The organism is Ensifer meliloti (assembly GCF_030064585.1).
Taxonomy (GTDB): domain Bacteria; phylum Pseudomonadota; class Alphaproteobacteria; order Rhizobiales; family Rhizobiaceae; genus Sinorhizobium; species Sinorhizobium meliloti.
This window is the reverse complement of record NZ_CP120365.1, coordinates 3,603,000-3,616,059: the sequence shown is the minus strand read 5'-3', so window position 1 is coordinate 3,616,059 and position 13,060 is coordinate 3,603,000. Positions and strand designations below refer to the sequence as shown.

11 protein-coding genes are annotated in these 13,060 nt (G+C 63.3%); 8 read left to right on the top strand and 3 right to left on the bottom strand.

Annotated elements, in window-relative coordinates; genetic code table 11:
• Nucleotides 1–34: 34 nt before the first annotated feature.
• The gene (locus PZL22_RS24275) at nucleotides 35–1,138 is read right to left on the bottom strand and encodes a COX15/CtaA family protein (RefSeq protein ID WP_003529237.1); all 1,104 of its coding nucleotides are present in this window, start codon (nucleotides 1,136–1,138) and stop codon (nucleotides 35–37) included.
• A 207-nt stretch (nucleotides 1,139–1,345) separates the two neighbouring features.
• Between PZL22_RS24275 and PZL22_RS24270 the strand changes: the two genes are divergently transcribed.
• Together PZL22_RS24270 and PZL22_RS24265 are read left to right on the top strand one after the other, a co-directional pair.
• The gene (locus tag PZL22_RS24270) at nucleotides 1,346–1,558 is read left to right on the top strand and encodes a DUF2842 domain-containing protein (protein WP_003529239.1); all 213 of its coding nucleotides are present in this window, start codon (nucleotides 1,346–1,348) and stop codon (nucleotides 1,556–1,558) included.
• Nucleotides 1,559–1,569: 11 nt separating this feature from the next.
• Nucleotides 1,570–2,310 (top strand): metallophosphoesterase family protein, encoded by a 741-nt coding sequence (locus tag PZL22_RS24265; RefSeq protein ID WP_003529241.1) that lies wholly within the window; start codon nucleotides 1,570–1,572, stop codon nucleotides 2,308–2,310.
• Nucleotides 2,311–2,313: 3 nt separating this feature from the next.
• Here the strand turns inward: PZL22_RS24265 and PZL22_RS24260 are convergent, their stop codons facing one another.
• Nucleotides 2,314–2,964 carry a CatB-related O-acetyltransferase gene (locus tag PZL22_RS24260; protein ID WP_284718581.1) on the bottom strand — a complete coding sequence of 217 codons (651 nt, stop codon included), beginning with the start codon at nucleotides 2,962–2,964 and terminating at the stop codon, nucleotides 2,314–2,316.
• A gap of 281 nt (nucleotides 2,965–3,245) precedes the next feature.
• Between PZL22_RS24260 and PZL22_RS24255 the strand changes: the two genes are divergently transcribed.
• Nucleotides 3,246–4,499, top strand: coding sequence for a GNAT family N-acetyltransferase (locus PZL22_RS24255; RefSeq protein ID WP_003529244.1), 1,254 nt, complete (start codon nucleotides 3,246–3,248; stop codon nucleotides 4,497–4,499).
• 2 nt (nucleotides 4,500–4,501) lie between these two features.
• Here the strand turns inward: PZL22_RS24255 and PZL22_RS24250 are convergent, their stop codons facing one another.
• Nucleotides 4,502–6,640, bottom strand: a complete 2,139-nt coding sequence (locus tag PZL22_RS24250; RefSeq protein ID WP_003529246.1) for a GumC family protein — start codon at nucleotides 6,638–6,640, stop codon at nucleotides 4,502–4,504.
• Between the two features lie 209 nt (nucleotides 6,641–6,849).
• Here PZL22_RS24250 and PZL22_RS24245 point away from each other — a divergent pair, with 209 nt between their 5' ends.
• Genes PZL22_RS24245 through PZL22_RS24225 form a run of 5 tightly spaced genes read left to right on the top strand, consistent with a single transcriptional unit; the run spans nucleotide 6,850 to nucleotide 12,787 of the window.
• Nucleotides 6,850–7,425 carry a polysaccharide biosynthesis/export family protein gene (locus PZL22_RS24245; protein ID WP_003529250.1) on the top strand — a complete coding sequence of 192 codons (576 nt, stop codon included), beginning with the start codon at nucleotides 6,850–6,852 and terminating at the stop codon, nucleotides 7,423–7,425.
• Nucleotides 7,426–7,430: 5 nt separating this feature from the next.
• Nucleotides 7,431–8,600 carry a glycosyltransferase family 4 protein gene (locus tag PZL22_RS24240; RefSeq protein WP_003529251.1) on the top strand — a complete coding sequence of 390 codons (1,170 nt, stop codon included), beginning with the start codon at nucleotides 7,431–7,433 and terminating at the stop codon, nucleotides 8,598–8,600.
• Nucleotides 8,601–8,658: 58 nt separating this feature from the next.
• Nucleotides 8,659–10,221: an undecaprenyl-phosphate glucose phosphotransferase gene (locus tag PZL22_RS24235; protein ID WP_003529253.1), complete on the top strand. Its 1,563-nt coding sequence runs from the start codon at nucleotides 8,659–8,661 to the stop codon at nucleotides 10,219–10,221.
• Nucleotides 10,218–11,462 carry an O-antigen ligase family protein gene (locus tag PZL22_RS24230; protein WP_003529257.1) on the top strand — a complete coding sequence of 415 codons (1,245 nt, stop codon included), beginning with the start codon at nucleotides 10,218–10,220 and terminating at the stop codon, nucleotides 11,460–11,462. Before PZL22_RS24235 ends, PZL22_RS24230 begins: the two co-directional genes overlap by 4 nt.
• Nucleotides 11,459–12,787, top strand: a complete 1,329-nt coding sequence (locus tag PZL22_RS24225) for a glycosyltransferase family 4 protein (RefSeq protein ID WP_003529258.1) — start codon at nucleotides 11,459–11,461, stop codon at nucleotides 12,785–12,787. Before PZL22_RS24230 ends, PZL22_RS24225 begins: the two co-directional genes overlap by 4 nt.
• Nucleotides 12,788–13,060 lie beyond the last annotated feature (273 nt).

The following is a 13,060-nucleotide window of genomic DNA, read 5'->3' as shown; positions in this document are numbered from 1 at the left end:
TGCCGGGGTTTTCGTTCGTTCGATCGCAGGCAAATCAGTCGCGCATTTCTATCGCCGTGTCTCTCGTATAGGTGCCGACGAAGCCGCGCCAATGGGCGATCGCGAAGCCGAGCACGACGAGCGCACCGCCCTGATGCAGCACGCCCCAGCCGATCGGTACCTGCAGAAGCAGCGTCGTAATGCCGATTGCCGCCTGCACCGTCACCAGCGCGAACAGGAGCACCGAGCGGCGGGCATGTGTCGTCTCCGGCGCGGCGCGGAGCGACGCGATCATGTGCCAAAGCGCCAATGCGAACAGCAGATAGGCGCCGAGACGGTGTACGAACTGCACCGTCTTCGGATTTTCGAAGAGATTGATCCAGGCGGGCTGCTGCACGAACAGGCCGCCCGGCACGATCGCCCCGTCCATCAGCGGCCAGGTGTTGTAGCTCAGACCCGCATCGAGACCCGCGACGATCGCGCCCAGATAGATCTGGAAGAGGCTCATGATCGCTATGGCCCCGGCCATCCCTTGCGACCTTTTCGTCGGATGCGCGTCGTCGGAATGCGGACACAGCCCCCGGTAAATCCACATGCAGGCGGCGAAGATCAGGCAGGCGATGGTCAGATGCGTGGCGAGCCGGTACTGGCTGACTGCAGTCCGTTCCGCCAGACCGGAGGATACCATCCACCAGCCGATGAAGCCCTGAAAACCGCCGAGCGCCAGGATTCCGAGAAGCGGCAGCCGCAGACGTCGCTCGATCCGCCCTGTGACCCAGAAGAAGAAGAGCGGCAGGGCGAAGATCACGCCGATGCCGCGCGCGAGCAGCCGGTGCGCCCATTCCCACCAGAAGATGGTCTTGAACTCATCGACCGTCATGCCCTTGTTGATCTGCTCATATTGCGGAATGCGCTGGTAGAGACGGAATTCCTCCTCCCATTCCTCCGCGGAGAGCGGCGGTATGACGCCGTGGACGGGTTTCCACTCGGTGATCGACAAGCCGGATTCGGTCAGTCGCGTCGCCCCTCCGACGAGCACCAGCGCAAACAGAGCGAAGAGAACGGCGGCAAGCCAGCCGCGGATCTGCCGGCGGTTGCGCTCGGTTCTGCCGATCTCTTTGAGCAGCATCTGTTCTGTTGCCAATTCGGCGTGGGCCATGGCACTCCCTCATCTGTCGCCGGAAACGGTACCGTTATGCCGGCGTTGCCGGTCAGGACGGTCTGAAAGCCGTTGATTTGCACCAGAGTGCCGTGCAAAACAAGGCCGAACCCTTTGCGGCATGCCGTCGCGGGCCGCCCGAGTGCCAGCGTTGCCGCCACTCGGGCCGCCCGAGTGCCAGCGTTGCCGCCACCGAAAGAACGAAAAATGCCCGTACGCCTCCGAAAACTGATCGGCACCGTCCTGCTCATCATCCTCGTCGTCGTCTACGCACTTGCGGCCGTTACCTTCGCTTCCCTGCTGCTCGGCGCGTCTCCCTGGTGGGTGCATCTGCTTTATTTCTTCTTCACCGGCCTGCTGTGGGTTCTTCCCGCCATGCTGATCATCAAGTGGATGGAAAAACCCGCCGCCGATCATTGAGGTTTCCAGGTATGAGAATCGCGGTAATCTCCGATATCCACGGCAACGATCTCGCGCTCGAGGCCGTGCTTGCCGACATCGATGCACAGGGCATCGACGAGATCGTCAATCTTGGCGATCATCTGAGCGGCCCGCTGAATGCCGCCCGGACGGCGGAGATCCTGATCGGCCGCCGTACCGCTGCGATACGCGGCAATCACGACCGCTATCTTCTCACGCTCAGCCCTGCCCGCATGGGATTGTCCGACCGCTCCGCCCATGACGAACTCGATGAGCACCACCTCCACTGGCTGGCCGCTCTGCCGGCGACCCTTGTCTATCGGGACGCTCTCTTTCTCTGCCATGGCACGCCGGCAAGCGACGAGACCTACTGGATGGAGGCGCTGACGGGCGATGGCATCGTTCACATGGCGCGGCGCGCGGAGATCGAGCGCTTTGCCGACGGTATCGAGCATCCAGTGATCCTCTGCGGCCACACGCATGTTCAACGCGCCCTGCGGCTTTCGGGCGGGCGGCTGCTGGTCAACCCGGGCAGTGTCGGCTGCCCTGCCTATGACGACGACCGGCCGGTCGCGCACAAGGTCGAAACCGGTTCGCCGGATGCCCGCTACGCCATTGTCGAGCGGGCCTCCGGCGACTGGAACGTCACCTTCCGCTGTGTCGGCTACGATCACATGGCGGCGTCGCTCCTCGCGGCCGAACGCGGCCGCGCCGAATGGGCAAGGGCGCTCGCGACCGGATTCCTCGACTGACTTCTACCGGGCGCCTTCCAGTGCATCGAGATCGGCGCCGGTTATCGCCGCGATGTTGCGCGTCACCTTGTCGATCGGCCAACGCCACCAGGCAATCGCCTGCAATCGCTCGATCGTCGCATCGGGGAAGCGCAATCTCACCACCCGTGCGGGATTGCCCGCGACGACGGCATAGGGAGGCAAATCCTTCGTAACGACCGCTTTTGCCGCAACGATCGCGCCATCGCCGATCGTCACGCCCGGCAAAATGGTCGCCTCCATGCCGATCCAGACATCGTTTCCGACGGTCGTGTCGCCACGATAACCGGTCCTGTAGGCGTCAGGGTCGAAGCCATCGCGCCAGGCACCGGGGAAGATGCCGAACGGAAAGGTCGAGAAGCCTCCGGTCGCGTGGTTGGCCCCGTTCATGATGAACTGTATGCCGGTCGCCAGCGCACAGAAGCGGCCGATCACCAGCCGATCGCCCACGAAGTCATAGTGATAGAGAACGCACTTCTCTTCGAAGCGCTCGGGACCGTCCGGATCGTCGTAATAGCTGAACTCGCCGGCCTCGATCAGTGGCGAGCGCACGATGTTCCTGAGAAATCCGATGCGCGGGAACTCGGCGACGGGAAAGGCGGCGCCTGGATCAGGCGCGGAATGGATGGGTGGCATTATTCGCTCCAGGGAAATGGTCGTCCTAGCAGACATTCAGGCCGGCTCTGCGGTCCGGCTGCACGAAACCGCTTGAACCCGGACCTTTCTCGGTGGCGCATCTGCCCCTCCATCGAACGGCAGAGAACTTAACGCGCCTGCGCCGGCAATTCCAGCCGCCGCCTGTTTCGGCTTCATATTCCCCTAACCCTGTTGTCTGCCGGGCACGCGAGTGCCTGCCGGATTAATCAGATCTATCGGAATTTCCGCTTCAATGGCTGCATCACGCATGCGGATCGACAATGATGGCAAGTTCCGATTTCACCCTTTCGCCGGAAACCAGCGCCGGGCGGTATCATTCGGCCGGTAGCCTCGCCCATGGAGGCAGCGCTGCCGACCGGATCACCATCTCCGTCCACGCGAACATGGCCGAGATCGAAGCGGAATGGCGCGCGCTTGACGAAAGCAGCGGCAATTCGCTGCATCAGAGCTTCGACTGGTGCGCGGCGTGGACAAAGACGCATGGCAGCGAGGTGCTGATCGTCCGTGGCGCCGCCGGCAGGGAGCCGCTTTTTCTCCTTCCTTTCGAGATCGAACGCAGCCCGCTTCTCCGCGCGGCGCGCCTGATCGGCTCGGAGCACAGCAATCTCAACACCGGCCTGTTCGGCGCCGGCATCGGCAACGTGCCCGCTGCGGAGCTCACGGCAGCGCTGACCGGCGGTATCGGTCGCCAGCTCCGCCGTTTCGCGGACGTGATCGTGTTCGACCGGACGCCGCGGATCTGGCGCGGCGCGCCGCACCCCCTCGCCGTTCTGGCCGGCATCGAGAACCCGAACGCCTCGTTCCAATTACCGCTTCTCGGCACCATGGAGCGCACGCTCGCCCAGGTCAATGCCAAGCGGCGGCGCAAAAAGATGCGCATATCCGAAAGGCGCCTCGCCGAGATCGGCGGCTACGACTATGTGATCGCTCGCGAAGCGCAGGAGGCCCATGCCCTGCTCGAGACATTCTTCCGGCAGAAAGCCGCCCGCTTCGAGACACTCGGCCTGCCGGATGCCTTTCGCGAGGCGGAGACGCGCACCTTTTTCCACGCCCTGATCGATGCCAGGGGCCCCGAGCCCGGCAACCTCCTGGAGCTCAATGCCATAAGGCTGAGGGGCGAACACGCCGGCCGCGTTGTCGCGGTCGCCGGTCTCTCGCGCAAGGGCGACCACGTCATCTGCCAGTTCGGTTCGATCGACGAGGAAATCGCCGCGGATGCCAGCCCGGGCGAGTTGCTGTTCTACAGGATGATCGAGCGTCTTTGCGCAGAAGGCGTCGCCCTCTTCGACTTCGGCATCGGCGATCAGCCTTACAAGCGGTCGTGGTGCACGGTCGAGACGCCGTTGCGCGACATCGTTCTGCCCCTGACGTTCCGCGGCCGGCTGGCCGCCGGCGGTTTCAGGGCGATCGCCCGGGCGAAACGGTTGGTCAAGGCCAACGAAACGCTTTATGCCTTCATTCAACGGCAGCGGCAGCGGCGACAGACATCGGCTGCCAACGCGGATGAAGCGTGACGTTATGCAGCGCGGCGGTCGGGAAAATCTGGGCCGTCCTGCCCCTTCCCGGTCATCAGCACGACGTCGCGATATCCGGCTTCCCCGAAACTCATCAGCATTTCGACGATCTCATCGTCGCTGATCGACGGTGCCGACAGGATGATCTCGGTGCCCTCGTGCCGTGCCACCTTGGCCACGGCCTCCGCGTCGGCCGACCCGCATTCGATCAGGACGAGATCGTAGGCATTGGCGAGCGCAACGATGATGATCTGCAGCCGGTCGATGCCGCGCATCGCCGCATGAGGGTCGGCGTCGCCATGGGGTATGATATGTGCTTCGGACAACCTGTCCGAATGAATCGACTCGGAGAAGGCGACTTCGCCCATGAGCAGATTCGTGACCCCGGCAAGGTCCCGCGATTGTGCCATGAGCCGCGTCGGACAGGCCGAACCGGAAAGGTCGATCAGCACGACTTTCTGCTCGTCCTCGGCCAGAAGGCGCGCCAGCATCACGGTCGCCGTCGATCCCTCGTCGCCGCCCGGGGATACCGAGACCGCAATCCGCACACCGTTGGCACGAAGATGTTCGGCGACCGACTCGATCGAAAAGTCGTGCTTCGATGCCGCATTTTCATCGTCGCCGTTATCCTCAGGCGCAGGTTCCACCGCGAAGAGAGCAGGTGCGGGATTTTCTTCGACGGCACCAGGGACTGAAGGCATTTCTGCCGGCTGACCCGGGGCCGGTGCTTCGGGGACCGAGACCGGCCTTAGCGCCCGGCCGCTGAAAAGTTCGCCGAGCATGATGACGACGCAACTGACCAGGAGGCTCGCAAAGGCAGCGACGATCGTTATCGGCAGCACCTTCGGGAAACTCTGGCTGGTCGGGACCACGGCGCGCGAAATCACACGCGCATCGGCCGGAGTTGCGTTTGCAACGGTACGCGAGGTCGCCTCGCGGTATCGGGCGAGATAGGTTTCGAGCAGTTGGCGCTGCGCCGTTGCCTCGCGCTCGAGCGCGCGCAGCCCGACTTCCTCCTCGCCCGCCTGCGCCGATTGCGCCTTGAGCGTGTTCATTTGCTGAACGAGCTGCTGCTCGCGCAGTTGCCCGACCTTCGCCTCATTTTCGAGGCTCGCAAGAATCTTCCGGGTCTCCGACCGGATCGCCCCTTCGATCCCTTCGAGCTGGGACTTGAGCCCCTTCAACCGCGGATGACCGTCGAGCAGTGCCGTCGACAGGTCTGCGATCTGCGCCTGGACGTTGGCGCGGTTCTCCTTGAGACGCTGGATCATCGGCGAACCGACGATGTCGGCAAGCGTGTCCGCCGGACGGCCGTCGGCGAGCGCCGTCCGCATACCCTCGGCGCGCGCAGCCGTGTTCGCCCGCTCCGACCGCACCCGTGCAAGCTCCGTCGAAATGTCGGTAAGCTGGCGCGTGGCAAAATTCTGCGTCTCGCCGGCCGGAAGCAGGCCCGATTCGGCGCGGTAAAGCGCGACCTTCGCCTCCGCCTCGCGCACCTTCTCGCGCAGGTTGGCGATCTCCGGCTCCAGCCAGCGGCTTGCCTCGGAGTTCGAGTCGAGCTTGGCTCCGCTCTGCAGCGAAAGATAGACATTGGCCATTTCGTTCGGAATGGCGGCCGCGAGCTTCGCGTCCTTCGAGGTGAAGGCGATGGCGATCACACGCGACTTTTCGACCTGATAGACCTGCAGCTTCTCTTCGAACTCCTTGAGCACCCGTTCTTCCGGCGGCAAATCGAGAGGATTCTTCTTCAGGCCCAGCATCACCAGGAGATCGGACGCGGCAGAAGGCCGTGCGGAGGGGTCGAACTCGTCGAGTTCGTGAAGCTTCATGTTGCGCGCGACCTGCTTGATCAGGTCCGCCGAACGCAGGACCTGCACCTGGCTGAGGATGCCCGACTCGTCGAACATCCGGTCGGAGCCATTCTGCGAAACTTGATTGGCGCCGCTGAACTCGGGCTCGCGCGACTCTATCAGGACGCGCGTCTCGCCCTCGTAATCGGGAGCGACCATCTTGGCAGCCGCGAAGGCGACGGCAGCGGCCCCAACCGTGGCGAGCAGCACCCGCACGCGGCGTTGCCAGATGGCGCGAAAAAGCCCGCCGAGATCGATATCCACATCCTGCTGCCCGCCGATGCCCGACATGCCTGCACTCCAAAGCTTTCTCGTTTGGCGGGAAGGTAAACGAACATGGTAACCCAACGGTTAATTTCCGCTGCAACCAGAGGGCGGCATGCGTCATGGATCGGAAGGACATTCGATGCCGGAAATTCTCGTGGCGGATTTACCGGCCATTAACCCTAACGGATCGATAACATCGGCGAACGGTGATCGTTTTCGGAGCCCCTAACCGCATGTCGACCGCAGCCAACAAGAGAACAAGCGTCTTCGCCGTTGCGATTTTGTCGGCGCTCGTCGGCGGTTGCACGAATTACCAGCCCGCCCCCAAAGGCTTCAGCCAGGCGACGGTGCAGCCCTATCGGCTGGACAGCGGTGACCGCCTGCGCATCAACGTCTTCGAACAGGCAAGCCTCAGCGGCAGCTATACGGTCGATCAGGCCGGCTATGTCGCCTTCCCGCTGATCGGGGCCGTTCCGTCACGCGGGCATACGCTTCCGGAACTGGAGGGGATGATCGCATCCAAGCTGCGCCAGGGCTTCCTCAAGGATCCGGACGTCACGATCGAGGTCGACCGCTACCGTTCCGTCTTCATCATGGGCGAAGTGGGACAGGCCGGCCAATATGCCTACGTTCCGGGGATGACGGTACAGAATGCGATCGCCGTCGCAGGCGGCTTCACGCCACGCGCCAACCAGGCGACCGCCGACATCACCCGCAAGATCAACGGCCGCATCATCACCGGACGCGTTCCGATAACCGACCCGGTTCTCGCCGGCGACACCGTCTATATACGCGAACGACTGTTCTGATCGCCATGAGCGAACGCCCCTTGCGCATTCTTCATTGCTTCAGATCCCCGGTCGGCGGCATATTCCGGCACGTGCGCGACCTTGCCGAGGCGCATGCGAATGCCGGGCATCAGGTCGGAATCCTTTGCGACAGCACCACCGGCGGTGCCCACGAGGACGCGCTGTTCGAAGAGGTTCGCCCTCATCTGGCACTCGGCATCATCCGCGTACCGATCCCTCGTTCGATCGGGGCATCGGACGCCGCGGCGCTATGGCGCGGCTACAAGGAAATCAGAAGTTTGCAACCGGATGTATTGCACGGGCACGGCGCCAAGGGCGGCGTGCTGGCGCGCATCGTCGGTTCAGCCCTGCGGGTCAACAAGTATCGCGTAGCCCGCCTCTATTCGCCCCATGGAGGCAGCCTTCATTTCGAGCGCCGGTCCCTGGCAGGTTCGCTCATTCTCCGCGTCGAGCGCCTGCAGGAACGCCTGACCGACGCCCTCGTCTTCGTCTGTGAATACGAACGCCGCACCTACGGTGCCAGGGTCGGCCTTCCACTGGCACGCAACGAGCTGATCTATAACGGCATCGACGACGCGGAATTCGAACCCGTCGAGACGGGGCCGGGCGCTGTCGATTTCCTCTATATCGGCATGATGCGGGACCTGAAGGGTCCCGATCTTTTTATCGAAGGATTTGCCGCAGCCGAAGAGATCGCCGGCCGCAGACTTTCCGCCTTGATGGTTGGAGATGGCCCGCAGCAGCGGCAATACGAAGAAATGACCCTGCGCATGGGCCTCGCAGATCGCGTCAGGCTGCTGCCGGCAATGAGGGCGCGCGAGGCTTTCGCTCTGGCCCGCAAGGTCGTCATTCCCTCCCGCGCGGAATCCATGCCCTATATCCTTCTGGAAGCGCTCGCCGCCGGAAAGCCCGTAATCGCGACCCGCGTCGGAGGAATCCCGGAGGTTCTCGGGGCCGATAGCGAGGCGCTCGTCCCACCCGGCGATGCGGGGGCGCTCGCCCGTCTCATGGCCGACGCCATCCGGGACACCGGCTGGGCTGCCCGGACGATGCCCGACGCGGAACGGTTCAAATCCCGCTTCGCCGCATCGGTGATGACCAGACACGTGATGCAGCTTTATCGGGACCTCACCGAGGAATCGCTTGTGCCGCAGGGGCGGCTGCGTACAACGTAAGCGTTTCTTAGTGGCTTTCTGCTATCCGGGCGAAGGACTTCAGCGCCGGAAAGCGACCATGAACCAGTTTGACAGGCCAGAGACCTTCGATCCCGAAGCGCTTCGCAAGAAGGTCTCGGAGATCCGCAAGACCACCACCGAACAAAAGGACGGGACAAGGGGCAATGCGGGGCTCAACCCGCTGGCGAAGCAGATCGCCCTTCAGTTCCGTGCGGACACCTATACACCGGCGATGATCACCGGACTCATCCGGCTTCTCGACTTCTGCGCGCTTTTTGCCATCGGCTACGGCATCAATGCACAATATGTCGCGCCGACGCTGGAGCAGCTGCCGGTTTATCTCCTCATCCTCGCCGGCGGGCCGGCGCTTGCCGTTGCCGCCATGCAGGTCGCCGACGCCTACCAGGTACCGGCACTGCGCGCCTGGCTCAGGATGACGCCGCGCGTCCTCGGCGCCTGGACGGCTGCCTTCGGCGCGATTGCGCTCGGCCTCTTCTTTCTCAAATCGGGCCACCTCTATTCGCGGTTCTGGATCGGCGCATGGTTCCTCGCCGGCGGGTTCTTCCTCGTCGCGGAGCGCGCATTCATCGCCTATTCGATCCGCCACTGGTCGAGAAACGGCACCATGGAACGGCGAGCCGTCATCGTCGGTGGCGGGCAGCCCGCGAAGGACCTGATCCGGGAGATCGAGCATCAGCCGGACAACGACATCCGCATCTGCGGGATCTTCGACGATCGAGACGAGCGCCGGTCCCCGAATGTGATTGCCGGTTATCCGAAACTCGGGACAGTGGACGAACTGGTCGAATTCGCCCGCCTCGCCCGCATCGACATGCTGATCATCTCGCTGCCGCTGACTGCGGAAAAGCGCATCCTCGCACTCCTCAGAAAGCTGTGGGTGCTTCCGGTCGACATTCGGCTTGCGGCGCACGCCAACAATCTCCGTTTCCGCCCACGCAGCTATTCGCATGTCGGGCAGGTCCCGATGCTCGACATCTTCGACAAGCCGATCGCCGACTGGGATTCCGTCGCCAAGCGCTGCTTCGATATCTTTTTCAGTCTGGTGGCGCTCGCTTTGCTCTGGCCCGTCATGCTCGCCGCCGCCGTCGCGGTGAAGGTCACTTCGCCCGGTCCGATCATCTTCAAGCAGCACCGCCACGGCTTCAACAACGAGACCATAGAGGTCTACAAGTTCCGCTCGATGTACACACATATGAGCGACCCGACCGCACGCAACGCCGTAACCAAGAACGACCCTCGCGTAACCCCCCTCGGACGCTTCCTGCGCAAATCCTCGATCGACGAGTTGCCCCAGTTCTTCAATGTGCTGAAAGGCGAGCTCTCGCTCGTCGGGCCGCGTCCCCACGCCGTGCTCGCGCAGACGAAGGACCGAACCTATTCCGATGTCGTCGAAGGCTATTTTGCCCGCCATCGCGTCAAGCCGGGAGTGACCGGCTGGGCGCAGATCAACGGCTGGCGCGGTGAAATCGACAACGACGAAAAGATCCGGTTCCGAACGGCATTCGACCTCTACTATATCGAGAACTGGTCGCTGCTGCTCGACCTGAAGATTCTCATCCTCACGCCGTTCCGGCTGCTGAACACGGAAAACGCCTATTGACCGCGGTCACCGCATCGCGGCCGGTTATCCTTCGCCCGCAGCTTGCCGCGATTTCGCTCGTCGGCTCCTGCCTGGTGACGATCGGCGTCTTTCTGTCCGGGTTCGTCATCGCCGAGCCCGCGCCCTACGAGGTCTTCATGGCGGGGCTCATCGGCCTCTGGGCGCTTTTCGGCCTCAGGATCTCCCGTGCCACGGCTCCGCTCACGGTCCTTCTCGTCCTGTTCATGATCGGCGGTATCCTGTCGCTGACGGTGATGGCCGACCTTGGGACCGGTCCGATGTATATGGCCGTTACCGGCTTCCTCTGCCTCACGGCGGTGTTTTTTGCGGCCATCATCGAAGAGAGCCACCAGCGCCTGCCGCTCATCCTCAACGCCTGGGTGGCGGCCGCGGTCATCACCGCCCTCCTCGGCATCCTCGGCTATTTCGGCGCGATACCGGGTGCGGCGAACTTCACGCTCTATGATCGCGCAAAGGGAGCGTTTCAGGACCCGAATGTCTTCGGACCGTTCCTCGTAGCCCCCACCCTCTATCTCCTTCACGGGCTGCTGACGCAGCCGATCAGCCGGGCGCCCTTGAAGATCGCCGGCCTGCTCGTGCTCACGCTCGGCGTGTTCCTCTCCTTCTCGCGGGCCGCCTGGGCTCTCGACCTGTTCTGCGTCGTCGCTTTCGTCTTCGTCATGCTGCTCAAGCAGCGCAGCGGTCTCTTCCGCCTCCGGATTCTCGTGCTGACGCTCTCCGGCGCCCTGTTCGTGGTGGCAGCACTCGTGGTCGCCCTGCAGTCGGACCAGGTCGCGTCTCTCTTCTCGAGCCGCACCCAGCTCGTCCAGGATTATGACGGCGGACATCTCGGGCGTTTCGACCGGCACCGGATCGGCTTTCTGATGGCCATGGAAAAGCCGCTCGGCATCGGCCCCATGGTGTTCAGCACCATGTTTCCCGAAGACGAGCACAACGTGCTTCTGAAGAGCCTGACATCCTATGGATGGCTCGGCTTCGTCGCCTATGTCGCGCTCATCCTCTGGACGCTGTCGCTCGGCTTCCGCTTCCTGCTGCTCGAGAGGCCGTGGCAACCATATCTGATGATCGCCTGGACCACGCTGATGGGCCATGTCGGTATCGGCAACGTGATCGACACCGATCACTGGCGCCATTTCTACCTGCTTCTCGGCATCCTTTGGGGGTGCGCCGCGCTCGAATATCGCCATAGAAGGCAGATCCGCTCCGGAACGCCCGCATGACCACGAGTCGCGAGCCGCCCGACGCCCCTCTGCGCCTGCTCGAGGTACTGGAACCCGGCGGCGGAGGGTCCGGACGCCACTTTCTCGATCTTTGCCGCGGCATGCATGCGCGCGGCCACCATGTCGAAGCGATCTATTCTCCCGTTCGGGCCGAAGACGGCTTCGTGCGCGAACTCAAGGCGCTCGGCCTTCCCGCCATTCATGCGGTCGGCATGCGCCGGGCGCCCGGCCCCTCCGACTGGTCCTGCTTACGCGCCATAAATCGCATCATCCGCACTGCCGGGCCGTTCGACGTCATTCACGGCCACAGTTCCAAGGCCGGAGCCCTGACGCGCCTGCGCCTCCCGGGAAGGCACGTGCCGCGCGTCTACACGCCGCATGCCTTCAGGACGATGGACCCGACGCTCGGGCGCGGCGGCCGACTGATTTACGGGGCGATCGAAACACTTCTCGCCCGCTTCTTCACCGACCATCTCGTCACGGTCTCCGGTGACGAATTCGCCCATGCGCTGTCGATCGGCATTTCGGGAAAGGGCATGTCCGTTATCGTCAACGGCGTCGACACCCCTTCGCCCGATATGGCGCAGACGGTGCGCGCCAGCTTCGGCATTCCGGCGGACGCCTTCGTTTTCGGCTTCATCGGCCGGCTCTCGGCGCAAAAGGCGCCCGAGCGTCTCCTCAATGCCTTCGGCAAGGCCGCGTCGGCGGTCAGGAACAGTCACGTCGTCATGATCGGATCGGGAGAATTGGAGGAAGAGGTCCGCGCCGCGATCGCCGCAAGCGGCTTGCAGAACCGCATCCATCTGACCTCGGCCTTTACGGGACCTCAGGCGGTACCCGCATTCGATCTCCTCGTCATGCCGAGCCGCTACGAGGCAATGTCCTATGTGATGCTCGAAGCGGCAGCCGCCGGCCGGCCGATCATCATTTCCGACGTCGGCGGAGCCGGAACGGCCGTCGATCACGGAGAGAACGGCTACATCGTTCCGAACAGCGAGGACGTCTCACCGCTTGCAAGAGCGATGATAGCGGCGGCCGACCCGGATATGTTTCGGCGCCTTGCCGGCGCCGCCGCGGCGCGCCGGGACCGTTTTACACTGAAACGTATGCTCGACGAGACGGAAGAGGTTTACCGACGAATGGCAGCGCAGCGCCGCCGACAGCAGTCAGTAAGATCGAATCAAGAAGACTGGAAACCGACGGAAATGATGAAAGCCGCTCAATCACTGCAGGGGGCTAAGGGATTGATTTTGATCGTCGGAGCGGTGGATTCGAACCCGGGACCCTTGACCCAAGGAGAGAGGGCTACTTTCTGGACGCCCTGATACAAAAGGCATTGCGGCATATCCAGAAGATCAGGTCGGGAATTATTTCGGGACTCGGTGAGCGCGGTTTTGCCTCCGGGCGTTCTGAGGCTAGGGCAGGACGAACACCGCCGCCTGGTCATCTCTCGCGGCCTGTTTCCCACCGCAACCGTTCCGTCCGACAGCGTACGGCGGCTCGCGTTTCTCCGAGATGGGGCGTATACTATCTTCATCATCGGCTCATTTCCACGGGCACCGATGGCTGGGAGATCATCGCGCTTTCGCCCTAATGGT

Excerpts from the sequence above, each read along its gene's own strand:
- PZL22_RS24240 (WP_003529251.1), top strand. The coding sequence starts at position 7,431 with ATGAGCGAACGCCCCTTGCGCATTCTTCATTGCTTCAGATCCCCGGTC.
- PZL22_RS24235 (WP_003529253.1), top strand. The coding sequence starts at position 8,659 with ATGAACCAGTTTGACAGGCCAGAGACCTTCGATCCCGAAGCGCTTCGC.
- PZL22_RS24250 (WP_003529246.1), bottom strand. The coding sequence starts at position 6,640 with ATGTCGGGCATCGGCGGGCAGCAGGATGTGGATATCGATCTCGGCGGG.
- PZL22_RS24225 (WP_003529258.1), top strand. The coding sequence starts at position 11,459 with ATGACCACGAGTCGCGAGCCGCCCGACGCCCCTCTGCGCCTGCTCGAG.
- PZL22_RS24275 (WP_003529237.1), bottom strand. The coding sequence starts at position 1,138 with ATGGCCCACGCCGAATTGGCAACAGAACAGATGCTGCTCAAAGAGATC.
- PZL22_RS24245 (WP_003529250.1), top strand. The coding sequence starts at position 6,850 with ATGTCGACCGCAGCCAACAAGAGAACAAGCGTCTTCGCCGTTGCGATT.
- PZL22_RS24265 (WP_003529241.1), top strand. The coding sequence starts at position 1,570 with ATGAGAATCGCGGTAATCTCCGATATCCACGGCAACGATCTCGCGCTC.
- PZL22_RS24260 (WP_284718581.1), bottom strand. The coding sequence starts at position 2,964 with ATGCCACCCATCCATTCCGCGCCTGATCCAGGCGCCGCCTTTCCCGTC.
- PZL22_RS24255 (WP_003529244.1), top strand. The coding sequence starts at position 3,246 with ATGATGGCAAGTTCCGATTTCACCCTTTCGCCGGAAACCAGCGCCGGG.
- PZL22_RS24270 (WP_003529239.1), top strand. The coding sequence starts at position 1,346 with ATGCCCGTACGCCTCCGAAAACTGATCGGCACCGTCCTGCTCATCATC.